This is a genomic window from Filimonas lacunae, from assembly GCF_002355595.1.
Lineage (GTDB): Bacteria > Bacteroidota > Bacteroidia > Chitinophagales > Chitinophagaceae > Filimonas > Filimonas lacunae.
Window position 1 is genome coordinate 324,250 of sequence record NZ_AP017422.1, and the last position, 15,559, is coordinate 339,808.

Sequence of the window (15,559 nt, forward strand, 5' to 3'; positions counted from 1 at the left end):
ATCCGCTATGAAAAAAGCGCTTATTACAGGTATTACAGGGCAGGACGGGGCATACTTGTCTGAACTATTGCTTTCTAAAGGATATGAAGTTCATGGGTTGAAAAGAAGAAGTTCTTTGTTCAATACAGATAGAATAGATCATCTTTACCAGGACCCGCATGAAAAAAATGTAAGGTTTAAGTTGCATTATGGCGATTTAAATGACAGCACCAACCTGATCAGAATTATCCAGGAAGTGCAGCCTGATGAAATTTATAACCTGGGTGCAATGAGCCACGTGAAAGTGAGCTTTGATACTCCGGAGTACACTGCAAATGCAGATGGTATAGGTACTTTGCGCATTCTGGAGGCAGTTCGCATACTTGGTTTATGCGAAAAAACCAGAATTTATCAGGCTTCTACTTCTGAGTTATATGGTCTGGTGCAAGCTGTACCACAATCAGAAACCACTCCTTTTTATCCACGTTCTCCCTATGCAGTAGCTAAGTTGTATGCTTACTGGATTACAGTAAACTACAGAGAAGCTTATAAAATGTATGCTTGTAATGGTATTTTATTTAACCATGAAAGCCCTTTACGTGGTGAAACTTTTGTAACCCGTAAAGTAACCCGTGCAGTGGCTAAAATTGCATTGGGTTTACAGGATAAACTGTATATGGGCAACATTGATGCCCGTAGAGACTGGGGACATGCAAAGGATTATGTAGAAGCAATGTGGTTGATTCTGCAGCAGGAAAAACCGGAAGATTATGTAATAGCTACAGGAGTTACTACCACTATCCGTGATTTCATTAAAATGGCTTTTGCTGAAGTGGGCATTGATATTGAGTTTCGTGGCGAAGGCGTAGACGAAAAAGGATATGTAGCCGCTTGCAGAAATAACGAATACCAGATTGAAGTAGGGAAAGAAGTACTTGCTATTGATCCTAAATATTTCAGGCCTACAGAGGTGGAATTGTTAATAGGAGATCCTACCAAAGCAAATACTCAACTAGGCTGGAAGCCCAAATATGATCTGGCAGGCCTGGTGAAAGAAATGGTAGAATCGGATGTGAACTTGTTTAAACGTGATAGTTTGTTGAAGACTCACGGTTATGAAATAAAAAATCAGTTCGAATAATCCATATCGATTCAAAAATGAAAAGAGTAGTTCACCAACTACTCTTTTCATTTAACATATATAACCCTAAACATTCATCTGCGAAGTTGTCAGATTCATGAGTAAGAGGATACTTGAGCTAGATGCCTTAAGAGGATTTGCTGCGTTAATGGTGGTGTTGTTTCATCTTACAACCCTTGGCAACCATAGCAGCGTGATTTTTAATTTAGGATGTACCGGGGTTGATCTGTTTTTTATTATCAGCGGCTTCGTAATATTAATGACCCTGGAAAGGTGCAAAAGCTGGAAAGATTTTCTGATCAGCCGTTTTGCCCGGTTATATCCTGCTTACTGGACTGCCGTAACTTTTACAGCTTTACTGATTGTAATAACAGTAGTATGTAACCTGCCACATCTTAATTACGGAATTTCAGTAAAACAATACCTTGTTAACATGACCATGCTACAGCACTGGTTTAAAGTGCGAAATGTAGATGGCCCTTATTGGACACTGACTATTGAGTTGGTATTCTACTTCCTGATGTTACTGGTTTTTATCAGCGGAAGGCTTAAGAACATTGAATTAATAGGTATTCCTTTTTTACTGCTTTCTTTTTGTTATGGCCTGTTTGAAACGGTTTTCAATAGTAACGCCCTGTTACATGTAATCAGTGTAGCGTTTCCATTGATAGCTTATTTTCCTTTGTTTTATGCAGGTATTATCATGTATAAGATAAAACAGGAAACGGCATCGCCTTTTCGCATACTGATGCTTTTGCTGTGTATGGGAACACAGATCTATTTGTTTGATAAATTTCATCATAACCATACCGCTATATCTGTAACTCAATATGGAAGCATGCTGGTGGCTTATTTTATCATCTTTCTTCTTTTCGTGTACGAAAAGCTGGACTTTATTGCCATTAAGCCATCTTTATTTTATGGAAGAATTTCTTATAGCCTTTATCTGATTCATCAGTTTTTAAGTGCAGGAGTTTTACTGCCTTTATTAACAGGTAGCTGGCATCTTAATTTTTGGCTGGCAGTGATCATTATTTTAGCTGTTAACACGCTGATTGCTTATCTTATTAACAGGTATATTGAAAATGTAAGTCTTCATTTTATAAAGAACAGGTATTCGAAAAAATAGTGATGTGCTCATGAAAAATCCAACTACTGATATCCTAAAAACACAAACACTATACTTCACTCGTTTTCTCGCATCATATGGGGTACTGCTCTTTCACTTTTATCCTAAAGCACTTTTAACCGATGCTTCTTTATCGTGGCGTTTAGGCGAAGCAGTAAACTATTTCTTTTTTATTTCCGGTTTTGTAATGCTGGTATCCAATAAAAGGCATTTATCGGATACTCATGTGCTGGAAACCTTTTCCCGTAAGGATTACTGGGTAAGAAGGCTGGCACGTATTTATCCGCTATATTTACTGGCATTACTTATTTGTGTAGGGTTTCATTACGGTGTTAAGAATTACGATAACAGTATTCCGCATCGCTTTCCGCTGGAAGCAGCAGGCTTGCAACGGTGGATATACCCGGGTTCAATCAACTTTCCCGGCTGGTCGGTTTCGTGCGAGTTCTTCTTCTACTTTCTCTTCCCTTTTATACTGGAAATAATAGTAAGCTGGTCATGGCGCAAGCTTACCATAGTAACTACCGTTATGTTTGTAGTAAGCTTATTGGTTACTGCACTTACCTCTGGCAACTGGCTTCCTGTTCATCTGCGATTTATTCCGGCTATAGATTTTATCAACGGCACCTTACATAATCATCCGGTATTTAAACTGGGTGTGTTTGTTGCAGGTTGCTTATGTGGGTTATTTTATGTAAAAAAGCCGGAGCTCGTTAACAGGTATTTTGGCGGTATAGCTGCTACTATATCTGCAGTTATCATCTTTGCGGTATTGCTGGGATTGCCTAAGGGGAATGATTTTATAGAAGGAGGGGGCTTAACCCCGGTTTATTTTGTATTTGTACTTTCTATCTGTAACCTGGGGGCTACAGCAAGCAGGTATTTATCTAACAAGCTATTCATATTCCTGGGCGAAATAAGTTTTGGGGTATATATTTTGCAGTTCCCTGTTTTTCTGTTCTACACCTACTGCTTTAACAACGGAAACAAGCTAACCACTGGCATTCAGTTTCTGTTGTATACGCTGGTACTGGTTGCAGTATCCATTGTATGTTATTATCTCTATGAAAAGCCTTTACAAAAAGCCATCATCAGGTATTTTAAAGAGCAGGATAAAAAGTTGATGTTTAAAAACGTTATATGAGAATTCTTTATATTACTAACCCGCATGAAGACTACCTGGCTGATGCTGTTTTTCATGGTTTCAGAACTTTATTTGGCAGTGATTGTGTAGATTTTCCCAGGTGCGACGTGATGTATAAAAACTGCCCGGATTACGTGAAGAAAAATGTAAGAGGCAATGGCTTTAGCTTATACTCTGGTTTACTCGACGATATTGAAGTGGACAGGTTTAACATACCGGAAAAGGTGCGGAATAATTATTTCGATTTAATTGTGTTCAGTAATATCCAGCGGCAGTTTGGTTTATTTTATCAGTTTCGTCCTTATCTCCACAAAAAGAATACGGTTATACTGGATGGTGATGATACCATACATCCTTTTCCGGCCAGGGGGTTCTGGTGGAGAAGGCCGTACTATTGGATGATACCGAAAGCGCATAAACAGTTTTTGTATTTTAAAAGAGAATGGACTCCTGATACCCGATTTTCTTTACTGGCCCAGAAGTTACCTGCTTTCATTAAAAAGAGGGTGCCACAGTCTGCCAACTTAAGAAGGGTATCGTTTGGTTTTCCGGAAGAAAAAATAGTAACTACTTTGCCGGCTAAGCAAAAAGATTTTCCTGTACATGTAGTGGATAGTGAATTGTCGGCAAGGCTACCCAATACACATACCTCTTATGCCTTTGAATCGGAAAAAGAATATTATAACGATTTACAGCAATCCCGTTTTGGCATTACTACCAAACGCGGCGGCTGGGATTGTTTAAGGCATTACGAAATTGCAGCGAATGGCGCTGTGATGTGTTTTAAGCAGTTACAGGCAAAGCCTGCAAACTGTGCTCCTCATGGGTTAACAGGAAGTAATACCATCCATTATTCCCATGCAGATGATTTGCTGGGCAAAGTGGCAGCTTTATCTGAACAGGAGTATACACAGCTACAATTGAATTCACTGGAGTGGATAAAGACTAAGACCACGGTTAAAATTGCGGAAGGTATTCTGGAAGAGATTAAGAAGATAAAATAATGTAAATGTCTAGTACATCGCGGATAATATCAGGGAGTTTGGCTTCATGGGTGAGAATAGGAATTACCATAATTTCTCAAATGGCGCTTATCCCCATTTACCTGTCACATTGGTCGGTAAATGTATATGGAATATGGTTGGCTATCCAGGCTTTGGTGACCGTACTTTCTACATTAGACAAGGGGCATCAGAATTACCTGGGGTTTGAGTTCTTGAAAATTGGTGCAGACAAGAAAAAAGAATTATCTATCAACCTGTGGTCCAGTATAGAAGTAGGGCTGTGGACAGGTTTGCTGGAAGTGCTGGTGATTGCGGGTATCGTGTATTCAGGCCTTTTAATGCCAATGCTGGGCGAAACTTCGGCAGATAACAGCCAGCTGGTGAAAGATGCAGGTATTGTATTGTTATTGCAAGGGATTATATGGTGGATTACAGGTAGTATCGGAGGCATATTGGTGCGCTCCTTATCACCATTTGGATACTATGCACGTATGAGTTGGTGGGGAGTATGGTCGGCCGTCATTACCTCAATAGCTCCACTGATCCCTGTAATAATGGGCAAAGGTTTACTGGAAGCAGGTATTGCCATGGCTGTGGCAACTGTTGTATATAACATCCCCATGTTTTTTGATATGTTCCGGTTATTAAAGAAAGAGGGGGTAAGCATCAGCTTCAGTCAAAAATCATCCAAACTGGGCTGGCGTAACTTTTTTCATTCCCTGGCTTTGTCTGGTAAGGATTTACTGGAAAACTTAAGACAACAAGGGATACGGGTAATATTGGCCCCTCTTTCCGGAGCTACTGCTATGGCTGCTTTTTCTACCATACGCACGGGCGCTAATATTGCATTGCAAGGTTTAGGTACATTAACCAACCCGCTGATGCCGGAGTTAATGCGTTTTTTAAATCAGCGGGATCAGGAAAGAATGGAGGCTTCTTTTGGCACGGTATGGATGGTGTTGATTGCGATATTAACACCTGGTGTATTGATTTTACAGGCTTTTGCCCCTGCACTTTTCCATGTATGGACCAAAGGGAAGATTACATTTGATCCGTTGCTTTTTGCCATACTATCCCTGGGGGTATTAGTATATGCGCAGGCGCAGCCGGCTATGACAATTATGAGAGGTAACAACCTGTTACGTTCACAATTGATCATTTCTATTCTATCAGCATTAGTGGTGCTGGCAGGTATGTTTACGCTGGTGCCAATGGTAGGCATAGTAGGCGCTGGTATTGCATTGCTTGCTTCTGAGCTGGTGGCAACACAGGGGTATAAAATGGTGGCGCATAAATGGCTGGTTCAGCATGGGCTGAAATGGCCTGCGCAAGCTTCCCGGATAGCCCATTTGTCGGTGTTAATAGCTACTGTATTTTCTACATTAATGGTGTTGTTTCCGCAACATGCATACATCATTCTGGTAGTTTCCTTAATTGCAGTAGGCATCAATGTGCGTTGGTACTGGAAAAGGCTGCCGGTATTGGTTATTCAAAAAACAAACGGATTGCTTAAAAAAATACCGGTAATGGGCAAATTGATAAAAGCCTGATTGTTCCTCATCATTTAAAGTTTCTATAGCAGCGTTTATGAGTTCACAAAACAAAGGATCTTACAGGCTCCATACCCTAGACTCTTTACGGGGCATTGCTTCTTTCCAGGTATTAATGCACCACTGTTTAATTATGTCGGCTTTGTTCTACGGTGCATTTACTACTCATGCAAAGGATGCAGGCCCTATGGTAAAACTATTGACCAATTCCGTATTGCATGTGCTTTGGGCCGGGCATGAAGCGGTAATTCTTTTCTTTGTAATGAGTGGCTTTGTACTGGCCATTCCCTATTACAATGAAAAGAATGGCAGTTATCTTTCTTTTTTCATAAAAAGAATCTTCAGAATTTATCTGCCTTACCTTATTGCATTGGGCATAGGCATAGTGTTAAACCTTTATTTTAGCAGCGCACCGCGTATTGAACATTTAAGCGAGTGGTTTAATGGTTTTTATGATAAGCCAGTCACCGGTTCAGATGTTGCTGGATTTATGTTTCCCATGCAAGGACGTTTTCATAATGTAGTAACTTCTTTATGGAGCCTGCCCATTGAATTGAAAGTATCCCTGTTATTTCCTTTTATAGCTATTTTATTCAAGCGTTTGTCAATATCGGCATGTATTGCTGTTACAGCGGCTAACCTGGTGTTTTACCATATAGGCAAACACTTTGGTTTCCAATCGCATTGGAAAGATTTTGGGCTGTTCTATTACCTTACCTTTTTTCTGGTAGGAGCTCTCTTATCTAAATACCATCAGCAGATACTGGCTTATTTTGAAAAGCTGAGTAAATGGCAAACCGTAATAGTGTTGCTGATAGCCATTGTACTGTATACCTATAAATGGCTGATTCCGGTGTTGCCGGCACCTTTATTAAAAGTGGCAGCTAAGATTCCGGCTGATTATGTGGTTTGTATGGCATCTGTGCTATTGCTGGTGTTATCTATCAGCAGCAGTGCGTCGGCATTGTTAAATCATAAATATCTTATAGAGTTAGGTAAGGTTTCTTTTAGCTTGTATCTGTTACATCCTATTGTTATTGGCGTGGTTGGGTTTACACTGGCAAATTATTTGCCTGTATATCTCTTGATCATTTTATCTGTGCTGCTTTCATTAGTAATATCAGTGCCATTCCATTATTATGTAGAATGGCCTATTCAGAAACTAGGCCGAAAATTTGCTGATAAAATTTAACTGGAAAAAATCTGACAATGCAACCTGAGATATCCATTATTACAATCGTATACAATGGTCTTCCGTTTTTGAAAGAATGTGTGGAATCGGTACTAAAGCAACAATTTCAGAACTGGGAGTTGCTGATTAGTGACGATGTAAGTACAGACGGATCGCGAGAATACCTGACTGCTTTAAATGATCCCAGGATAAAATTATTTGCACAGGAGAAGAACCTGGGCATCTTTGGCAATCTGAACTTTTTATTTCAGCAGGCGGCTGCTCCTGTTTGCCAGATCCTTTGCCAGGATGATTATTTCCTGTCGGAGACTTCGCTGCAACAGGTAGTAAATTACTGGAACACGGCTGCGCCTGAAACCGGTTTTGCCCGGTTTAATCATGAATCAGTTACAGGAAAGCACTTGCTGGAATATCAAAAATCATCAGTTCCTGCTTTAATAAAGGCAGGAAAAGCAGACATCTGGTTTTATATATTCGGCAACCTGCCCGGTAACCTGTCGAATGTATCGTTACGCACCAGTCTTTTTGCAAAGGCAGGATGGTTTGATCAAAGCTTGCCTTACGCGGGTGATTTTGAATTTTGGAGCAGGGCAGCAAGGTTTGTTGATTTTGGTGTAGTAGATACTTCTGTTACCTATATCAGAAGACATCCTAATGTAGCTTCCAACTACCTGAATAAGAAAGGGGAACTGATCAGGCAAAAACACATTATTGTAGAAAGATTGTATAATGCCGTGCAGGAACAATATCCCGGAAATACCTTCTTTGTGAAGTTGCATGGAACATTGCAGTACGACTCATTACAGCGCGATGCAGCTATTAAATTTTACCTGAAGGGGAATAAAAATTTCTTTAAAGAGCTGAACGGGTTAAAATCGGGATACGCGTTTTCTTCGTTGGGTAAATGGCTGTTGTATATTATTTCTGCAGGAGGAAGATGTGGTAGAATTTTTTCCGCTAAAAGATTACTGAAGGGGGTATAATGAATATGATGGCAATGACAAATCAAAGTAGACAGCTGGATGCTCAGAAGTTGAAGAAATTTAACTTCCTGGCATTGTTTAATAGATGGACTACTATCCTTTTGGCTGTTGCTGCTGTATTTCAAATGGTATTCTTTCCTTCTGTAGCCAATTTTTTTGCGGTTGTAACCTGTATGTTTGGCTGGTGGGTTACGGTAAGGTCTATATTGCTGAGGTCGATAGTGGAACGTTACCCGTTATCTACCTTAACGGTCATGTCTTATTCTCTCAGGCAGTTTCACTTTCCTATGATGTTTACTTTACTGGATGCACATCCGGTTATTTACAACCTGAACACGCCTTACGAAGTTTTTACGCATTCATTAATAGGAATTTTTGTTTTATCACTGGCACATTTAACTTACCGGTTTTTGTTAGAGAGATATACCTATTTCTTTAACAGGATACAAAGGGCTATGGTGTGGGCCAGGCTTTTTGATAGCCCCAGCAACCAGCAGGTATGGCTTATTGGTATGGGGGGACTTATGGCCATGTTTTATGTATACTTTTATTCACCCTCGGTAGGCAATGAGGTGTCCGGAGCGGGAAATAAGTTTATTCAGGGCTTAATTCCTTTTACCTATGCTCCTTTCTATATTCTACTCAACCATCTGCACGGTAGTGATAGAAAAGTAACGAAGAAAAACGTTATTCATCTTACATTGTTTACTATCGCTTTGTTTCTGGTAAGCCTGGGCCGGAATAGTCGTGGCGCATTTATGTTCGGGTTTACTGCGTTAGGGTTTGGATATTTCATGGGGTTATTAATGGGGGTATATATACCTAAGTTTTTTACCCGGCGCAATATCATGATAGGCTTTGTAGTATTGTGGCTGTTAACAGGGCCCCTGGCTGACATTGCCACAGCCATGGTAGTGGTGCGAAAATATCGCCATGATATTGACAGGTTGGAACTGCTGAAGCTTACTTACGAAACTTTCCTGGATAAAGAGCAGCTGGAAGAATATGAGAATATGTCGGCGGCGCCCAAGCCGGTAGGGGGGTGGGACGAACATTACCTTGACAACATTTTTTTGTCCAGGTTTTGTAACATGAAAATGAATGACGCCAGTCTGGAGATAGCTGATAAATTGGGTGGAATAGATCCGGTAGTTACACAATATGCTATAGAACGGCCTATGGCAGTCTTTCCCGATCCTATCATGAAGGCATTACACATCAATATTAATAAAGAAGTGGTCAATTCCTATTCCTCCGGAGATTTTTTATATGATCGTGTGGGAGGGGCGAATGCGCTTGGCGGCTTCAGGGTAGGGCACTTTGCGGGCTTTGGAATGGCCTCTTTCGGGTGGTGGTATTTGTTATTATTATACATTGTGATTATTCCGGCCTTCTTTCTCTGGGATACCTTTGTGATACGAACGCGTAACTCACAGTTTAAGTCTATTTTTAGTTTTATAGCATTGATCTCCCTGACCACCATTTTCCTTTATATCAGTTTTGAGAATGTATTGTATGTGGTGGTTTTTGTGATTAGAGGATGGATACAAATGGTGCTGCTGTACCTGTTTTTTTTCCATGCTTCCAGGTTAATTACCCGAATTCTAAAGAACAGTTAGCACATGAACATATTGTATATAGGCGAGGATAATATTCATTCCACTTCCAGGCACAGAATGGAAGCATTGGTAAGGTTAAACCATGCTGTTACCATTATTAACCCGAGGTTAGCTGTAAAAAAATATTTAACCAATGCCATTTTAAACAAGTTGCATTATTCAACAGGATATGCTTTTTTGCAACCTGTAGTAGCCAAATGGTTAACAGCGCAATTATCAGTTTTACCAAAACCCGATCTTATCTGGGTAAATAGCGGCGAGCTGATAGGCAGGCAGGCAGCGCTGGTATTAAAAGCTGTGGGATGTCCCATGGTGTTATACAACAATGATGATCCTACCGGTAAAAGAGATGGTAACCGTTTTAAAAGCCTGCTTAAAGGCTTGCGTTATTATGATCTTTGTGTAGTTCGCTATGAAAAGGAAGAAGCGGAATTAAAGAAATATGGTGCGCAAAAAGTGATGAAGGTATTTATGTCTTACGATGAAGTAATACATACTTCTCCTTATAACAGCCGTGAGCAGGTGCCATCGCAATTTCAATCAGAAGTGGCTTTTATTGGCACATGGATTCCGCATGAAAACAGAGATTTATTTTTTAAAGAGTTGATTGAAGAAGGTGTACCTGTTAGTATATGGGGCGATGGCTGGGAACGAAGTGCCCATTACGAAAGTATTCAATCTCATATGCGCGGTAAATCAATACACAATACTGATTATATGACTGCCATACAGGGTGCTAAAATTTGTATAGGGTTATTATCAAAAGGTAATCGCGATTTGCACACAAGGAGATCGGTAGAAGTGCCCTATGTTGGTGGGCTGTTATGTGCTGAAAGAACAAGTGTGCACCAGAAAATGTATGAAGAAGGCGTGGAAGCGGTATTCTGGAGCAATGCAAAAGAGTGTGCTGCTATTTGTAAAGAGTTACTCAGCGACGACGCAAAAAGAGAAAGTATAAGGATAAAGGGTATGGAAAAAGTGCGCAGGCTACAAGTAGGGAATGAAGATATTTGCACCGCAATATTGAAAAATATGGGTTTGTAGTTTTTCTGGTTTACAGAGGTATTGTATCAACTTTATGAAATAACGGGATTTATGAAGGTTACCTATTATTATCGACCCAAAGCCCCTTCGGCATTTAGCATTGAAGGCGTGTTTAGTTTAATCAGAGAAGCGTTGGCGGGAAAAATTCAGATGGCTGAATATTATTGCACCGAGAAATGGAAACGTTTATACTCCCTGTTGGAAGCGCCTAAGGTACAAGGCGACATTAATCATATTACTGGCGATGTTCAGTTTCTGGCCCTGGTTTTAAAGGGAAAGAAAACGATATTAACCATTCATGATGTTGGACATTATGAAAGAACGCTGACAGGAATAAAGAAAAAAATATTTAAATTATTCTGGCTTGATTTGCCTTTGTCGAGGGTTGCTGCGGTAACCACTATTTCTGAGTTTACCAAAAGCAGAATTTTAGCGCATACCAATGTTCCGGCCAGTAAGGTGCACGTTATCTATAATCCTGCCCCTGCCGATTTTACTTACAGCCCTAAAACGTTTGACGAATCATGTCCTGCTATACTCCAGGTAGGGGGCGGACTGAATAAAAACATTCACCGGTTAATAGAAGCAATAGAAGGCCATAGCTTTCGTTTAATACTGGTTCGTAAAAGAGATGCGCAACTGGAAGAATTACTGATAGCAAAAGGGATAGCCTATGAATGGCATGAGCGAATTCCCAGGGAGGAACTGGTAGAATGCTATAGAAAATGTGATATTCTTTTTTTTGCATCAGAGTATGAAGGTTTTGGAGTTCCTATTATAGAAGCCAATGCCACCGGCAGGGTAGTGATTACCGGTAATGTAGCCAGCATGCCGGAAATCGCCGCCGATGCTGCTGTGCTGGTAAATCCTTTTGATGTGAATGAAATACGGGTGGCTTTACTGAAGTTAAAAAATGACAGCAGTTACCGCGAGGTGCTGATACAAAACGGACTAAAGAACCTGGAGCGTTTTGCACCTGAAAGAGTTGCTCAGGAATACTTCGATCTTTATGAAAAAACTATAAAGAACCAATAACCCCGCTTTATGAAATTATTTTTTTGGCAGAATACCAATAGTATTCACCAATCTGCATTTTTTAATGCGCTTGCCAATGTAAATGGTTACGAGGTTACACTGATTATCACAGAAGCATTGTCGGCTAAAAGAGTGAGCATGGGCTGGAAAGAGCCTGTGCTTACCGGGGTAAAAGTGGTGAGTGCGGCCGATTTTGTAAATAACTGGCAAAGCATTATTGATGCAAACAGCGGTGTTGATTGCATACATGTTTTTTCAGGAATAGCGGCGTTTCCCGGCGTTCACCAGGCATTTAAATACGCTGTAGCCCGTAAATGCATTATCGGGGTTCTTTCTGAGCCTATGGATGAAAGAGGCTGGAAAGGGAAGTTAAGAATGCTGCGGGGGTACGTGCATAAAATGCAATATGGAAAAAAAATTGCTTTTCTCCTGGGCATAGGGGGGCAGGCTGTACGCCAATACCAACAATGGGGATATGCTCCCCGCCAGATTTTCCATTGGGCCTATACTATAGAAAGGCTTGCCGGTAAACAGCAGGAAAGACCGGCTAATCAGTTATTCAAACTGGCTTTTGTAGGATCAATGATTCACCGGAAAGGTTACGACCTGTTAATACAGGCGTTGGAATCTATAGGGAATGATGCTGCATTTTCAGCTGACTTTTATTGCGTTGAGCAGGCGAATAAAGAGCAGGCGCTGGCTGTACAAAATGCCTCCTCTTTAAAGGAGAAGTTACGGTTACTTGACTTTTTGCCTAATGAAGTGATGCGCGAAAGGATAGCTGCATACGACTTGCTTGTTTTGCCCAGCAGACATGACGGTTGGGGGGCAGTGATCAGCGAGGCTTTAATGGCTGGTACACCCGTGCTGGTGAGTAAATTCTGTGGATCTTCTGTATTTATTAATAAGAACGCGGCATTTTTAGGAGAGGTAATAGAGGATTGTTCGGTTGCCGGCATTGCCAGTCTGCTGCAAAACTGTATGAAACAAGGTACAGTAACAGATGAGCAAAGGCAACTTATTAAAAACTGGGCCGGGGCTAATATCTCCGGAGAAGCAATGGCCGGTTATTTTTCTCAAATAGTGCATTACGTCCATAGCACAGATCATAATAATAAACCTTATACAGCTTGGAGCAAATGAAGATACTGCGTGTAATTTCCACGATGGATCCTAAAAACGGAGGGCCTTGCCAGGGGATCCGGAATAGTATACCGGCTTTAAAAGCTATTGGTGTGGAGAATGAAGTATTATGTTTTGATGTTCCGGGTGCTGCTTACCTGGGAAAAGATCCTTTTACCATTCACACAATAGGGCCTGCAAAAGGTCCTTACGCTTATTGCAGCAATCTGCATTCCTGGCTGGAGCAACATATAGCAGCATATGATATTATTATCATCCATGGTTTATGGCTATACAATTCTTATGGAGTATACAGTTTCTGGAAAAAGTATAAGCAGAAGAATGGCACAGCGCCCAGGTTGTATGTGATGCCACACGGTATGCTGGATCCCTGGTTTCAGCGGGCAAAAGAGCGTAGAGTAAAGGCTATCCGGAATTCTGTGTTCTGGCATTTAATTGAAAAATATGTTATCAATGGGGCAGATGGTATTTTGTTCACCTGTGAGCAGGAGCTGTTGCTGGCCAGAGAAACATTTAATGGATATAAACCTCAGCGGGAATTGAATATCGGGTACGGCATATCCAAACCACCAGCTTTTCGTAAAGAAATGACCGAAGCGTTTGAGGCACTGAGTGCCGGGTTGAATAGCCAGCCTTACCTGTTGTTTTTGAGCAGGGTAGATTCAAAGAAAGGAGTTGACCTGTTGGTGACTGCTTACCTGGCTGTAGAAAAAAAAGGGCATAAGCTGCCGGCTTTGGTAATTGCCGGTCCGGGAATGGAAAGTGAGTATGGCAAACAATTACAGGAGTTGGCTAAAGGTGCACATAATATACTTTTTACAGGTATGTTGGGGGGAGATGCAAAGTGGGGTGCTTTTTATGGCTGCGAATGTTTTGTACTGCCAAGCCACCAGGAGAATTTTGGTATTGCAGTAGTGGAGGCTATGGCTTGTGGTAAACCGGTTTTAATTTCTAACCAGGTAAATATCTGGAAAGAAATCAGCGCGGCCAAAGCGGGACTGGTAGCTAATGATAATGCAGAAGGGGTGAAAGAGTTATTGGAAAAGTGGATAGCATTTTCCAATGAGGAAAAGCAGGTTATGGGAAGCAATGCCCAAAATGCTTATCAAACTTATTATGATGTAGAGCAGGCGGCATTAGCAATGAAACAAGTATTAACGAATAAAAATAGTTAACCCTTCCTTTTTATGGTAAACAGTGACACACACACAGGTGCATCTTTTTCCTTATCAAACAGGATTCAAAGAGTGATCTGGAGCGTTTTTTATGTTGTTTTTTTCAAGTATTCGCCTAAGCCTCTTCATGCCTGGAGAGCCTTTATATTAAAATGTTTCGGGGCCAAAGTGGGTAAAGGGGTACACGTGTATCCTAAGGTTACTATATGGGCGCCCTGGAACCTGGAACTGGATGATGAATGTGGTATAGCCAATGGCGTTGAGTTGTATAGCCAGGGTAAAATATTTCTCGGCAAAAGAGCCATTATTTCACAAGGATCCAACATTTGTACTGGATCGCACGATTACACAAAAAAGGGACATCCCTTATATACTCAGCCTATTCATATAGGTAATATGGCGTGGATAGCAGCAGAAGTATTTATTCATCCTGGTATTACCATTGGTGATGGTGCTGTTATTGGTGCACGTTCGGTGGTAACTAAAGATATGCCTGCATGGATGGTTTGTGCAGGGCACCCATGTAAGCCGCTGAAAGAAAGAGTAATAACTGATTAATTATCCGGGTAAAAATTAAATACAATGGTGTCTGTTCTGATATTGACTAAGAATGAAGAGCAAGATATTGCTGATTGTCTTAAGTCAGTGGCATGGTGCGATGATGTGCATGTTTTTGATTCCTTTAGCGATGACAAAACTTTGGATATCGCCCAATCGTTTGGTGCAAAAATCAGCCAACGGAAATTTGATGGGTATGCAAGTCAGCGGAATGCTGCATTAACCACATTGAATTATTTACATGACTGGATATTTATCCTGGATGCAGATGAGCGTATACCTGCCGACCTGGTAAGTGAAATAAGACAGGTGTTGCCGGTTACTACTCCTGGTACAGCTGGCTTCAGAATACGGAGAAGGGATTTTTTAGGCAAGAGGTGGTTAAAGCATGCGCAGATATCTCCTTTTTATATCCGGCTGGTACGAAAAGGAAAAGCATCTTATCACAGAGAAATTAATGAGGTGATAGAAGTAGAAGGAGAAGTGAAAGATTTGAATTATTACTTTGACCACTATCCCTTTTCTAAGGGATATGCTCACTGGCTTCATAAGCACAATCAATATTCTTCAATGGAAGCGGCGCGATGGATAGAAGAACACAAGGGCAACTTTAATTTTTCATGGAAAAAAGCCCTGTTGAGTAAAGACTTTTCTGAAAAGCGCTATCATCAGAAAGGCATTTTTTATAAAATGCCTTTCCGGCCCTTTATTAAGTGGATGTATATGGTTGTGGCGCGGCGTTCTTTTCTTGATGGCAAAGAGGGTATAACATATGCTACTTTACAATCCATCTATGAATACTTTATTGTTTTAAAAACAAAAGAACAAATGCAGGTAGAAAATAATGGCAGGGTTTAGGTAAT

Annotated in this window: 14 protein-coding genes; all 14 read left to right on the plus strand. The window is 40.8% G+C overall.

What is annotated here, in order from left to right; genetic code table 11:
* Window positions 1-7 precede the first annotated feature (7 nt).
* The 14 genes from gmd to FLA_RS01365 all read left to right on the plus strand — a co-directional run bounded on the left by gmd (window position 8) and on the right by FLA_RS01365 (window position 15,554).
* Window positions 8-1,120, plus strand: coding sequence for a GDP-mannose 4,6-dehydratase (gene gmd, locus FLA_RS01300; protein WP_076381606.1), 1,113 nt, complete (start codon window positions 8-10; stop codon window positions 1,118-1,120).
* Window positions 1,121-1,217: 97 nt separating this feature from the next.
* Entirely contained in the window at window positions 1,218-2,249 is a 1,032-nt protein-coding gene (locus FLA_RS01305; protein WP_076381607.1) for an acyltransferase family protein, read from the plus strand.
* Between the two features lie 10 nt (window positions 2,250-2,259).
* Entirely contained in the window at window positions 2,260-3,393 is a 1,134-nt protein-coding gene (locus FLA_RS01310; RefSeq protein WP_076381608.1) for an acyltransferase family protein, read from the plus strand.
* Window positions 3,390-4,397 carry a transporter gene (locus FLA_RS01315; protein ID WP_076381609.1) on the plus strand — a complete coding sequence of 336 codons (1,008 nt, stop codon included), beginning with the start codon at window positions 3,390-3,392 and terminating at the stop codon, window positions 4,395-4,397. The genes FLA_RS01310 and FLA_RS01315 overlap by 4 nt, the downstream gene beginning before the upstream one ends.
* Window positions 4,398-4,477: 80 nt before the next feature.
* Complete coding sequence (locus FLA_RS01320) at window positions 4,478-5,947, plus strand: polysaccharide biosynthesis protein (protein ID WP_076381610.1); 1,470 nt, start codon at window positions 4,478-4,480, stop codon at window positions 5,945-5,947.
* Window positions 5,948-5,984: 37 nt separating this feature from the next.
* A complete protein-coding gene (locus tag FLA_RS01325; RefSeq protein WP_076381611.1) occupies window positions 5,985-7,139 on the plus strand; it encodes an acyltransferase family protein in 1,155 nt (384 codons plus the stop codon).
* Between the two features lie 17 nt (window positions 7,140-7,156).
* Window positions 7,157-8,122, plus strand: coding sequence for a glycosyltransferase family 2 protein (locus FLA_RS01330; RefSeq protein WP_076381612.1), 966 nt, complete (start codon window positions 7,157-7,159; stop codon window positions 8,120-8,122).
* A 14-nt stretch (window positions 8,123-8,136) separates the two neighbouring features.
* Window positions 8,137-9,741 carry a hypothetical protein gene (locus FLA_RS01335; RefSeq protein ID WP_144264135.1) on the plus strand — a complete coding sequence of 535 codons (1,605 nt, stop codon included), beginning with the start codon at window positions 8,137-8,139 and terminating at the stop codon, window positions 9,739-9,741.
* A 3-nt stretch (window positions 9,742-9,744) separates the two neighbouring features.
* Window positions 9,745-10,785 carry a CgeB family protein gene (locus FLA_RS01340; RefSeq protein WP_076381614.1) on the plus strand — a complete coding sequence of 347 codons (1,041 nt, stop codon included), beginning with the start codon at window positions 9,745-9,747 and terminating at the stop codon, window positions 10,783-10,785.
* Between the two features lie 51 nt (window positions 10,786-10,836).
* On the plus strand, window positions 10,837-11,820 hold the full coding sequence (locus tag FLA_RS01345) for a glycosyltransferase family 4 protein (RefSeq protein WP_076381615.1): 984 nt from the start codon (window positions 10,837-10,839) through the stop codon (window positions 11,818-11,820).
* A 9-nt stretch (window positions 11,821-11,829) separates the two neighbouring features.
* Window positions 11,830-12,963: a glycosyltransferase family 4 protein gene (locus FLA_RS01350; protein WP_076381616.1), complete on the plus strand. Its 1,134-nt coding sequence runs from the start codon at window positions 11,830-11,832 to the stop codon at window positions 12,961-12,963.
* Window positions 12,960-14,138: a glycosyltransferase gene (locus FLA_RS01355; protein ID WP_076381617.1), complete on the plus strand. Its 1,179-nt coding sequence runs from the start codon at window positions 12,960-12,962 to the stop codon at window positions 14,136-14,138. Before FLA_RS01350 ends, FLA_RS01355 begins: the two co-directional genes overlap by 4 nt.
* A gap of 12 nt (window positions 14,139-14,150) precedes the next feature.
* The gene (locus tag FLA_RS01360; protein WP_076381618.1) at window positions 14,151-14,696 is read left to right on the plus strand and encodes a WcaF family extracellular polysaccharide biosynthesis acetyltransferase; all 546 of its coding nucleotides are present in this window, start codon (window positions 14,151-14,153) and stop codon (window positions 14,694-14,696) included.
* 24 nt (window positions 14,697-14,720) lie between these two features.
* The gene (locus FLA_RS01365) at window positions 14,721-15,554 is read left to right on the plus strand and encodes a glycosyltransferase family 2 protein (RefSeq protein WP_076381619.1); all 834 of its coding nucleotides are present in this window, start codon (window positions 14,721-14,723) and stop codon (window positions 15,552-15,554) included.
* Window positions 15,555-15,559: the final 5 nt, after the last annotated feature.

What these genes read in the sequence shown, in the direction of transcription:
- FLA_RS01315 (WP_076381609.1), top strand. Translation starts at nt 3,390, where the DNA reads ATGAGAATTCTTTATATTACTAACCCGCATGAAGACTACCTGGCTGAT.
- FLA_RS01310 (WP_076381608.1), top strand. Translation starts at nt 2,260, where the DNA reads ATGAAAAATCCAACTACTGATATCCTAAAAACACAAACACTATACTTC.
- FLA_RS01330 (WP_076381612.1), top strand. Translation starts at nt 7,157, where the DNA reads ATGCAACCTGAGATATCCATTATTACAATCGTATACAATGGTCTTCCG.
- FLA_RS01365 (WP_076381619.1), top strand. Translation starts at nt 14,721, where the DNA reads ATGGTGTCTGTTCTGATATTGACTAAGAATGAAGAGCAAGATATTGCT.
- FLA_RS01305 (WP_076381607.1), top strand. Translation starts at nt 1,218, where the DNA reads ATGAGTAAGAGGATACTTGAGCTAGATGCCTTAAGAGGATTTGCTGCG.
- FLA_RS01335 (WP_144264135.1), top strand. Translation starts at nt 8,137, where the DNA reads ATGACAAATCAAAGTAGACAGCTGGATGCTCAGAAGTTGAAGAAATTT.
- FLA_RS01360 (WP_076381618.1), top strand. Translation starts at nt 14,151, where the DNA reads ATGGTAAACAGTGACACACACACAGGTGCATCTTTTTCCTTATCAAAC.
- FLA_RS01355 (WP_076381617.1), top strand. Translation starts at nt 12,960, where the DNA reads ATGAAGATACTGCGTGTAATTTCCACGATGGATCCTAAAAACGGAGGG.
- FLA_RS01340 (WP_076381614.1), top strand. Translation starts at nt 9,745, where the DNA reads ATGAACATATTGTATATAGGCGAGGATAATATTCATTCCACTTCCAGG.
- FLA_RS01350 (WP_076381616.1), top strand. Translation starts at nt 11,830, where the DNA reads ATGAAATTATTTTTTTGGCAGAATACCAATAGTATTCACCAATCTGCA.
- FLA_RS01325 (WP_076381611.1), top strand. Translation starts at nt 5,985, where the DNA reads ATGAGTTCACAAAACAAAGGATCTTACAGGCTCCATACCCTAGACTCT.
- gmd (WP_076381606.1), top strand. Translation starts at nt 8, where the DNA reads ATGAAAAAAGCGCTTATTACAGGTATTACAGGGCAGGACGGGGCATAC.
- FLA_RS01345 (WP_076381615.1), top strand. Translation starts at nt 10,837, where the DNA reads ATGAAGGTTACCTATTATTATCGACCCAAAGCCCCTTCGGCATTTAGC.
- FLA_RS01320 (WP_076381610.1), top strand. Translation starts at nt 4,478, where the DNA reads ATGGCGCTTATCCCCATTTACCTGTCACATTGGTCGGTAAATGTATAT.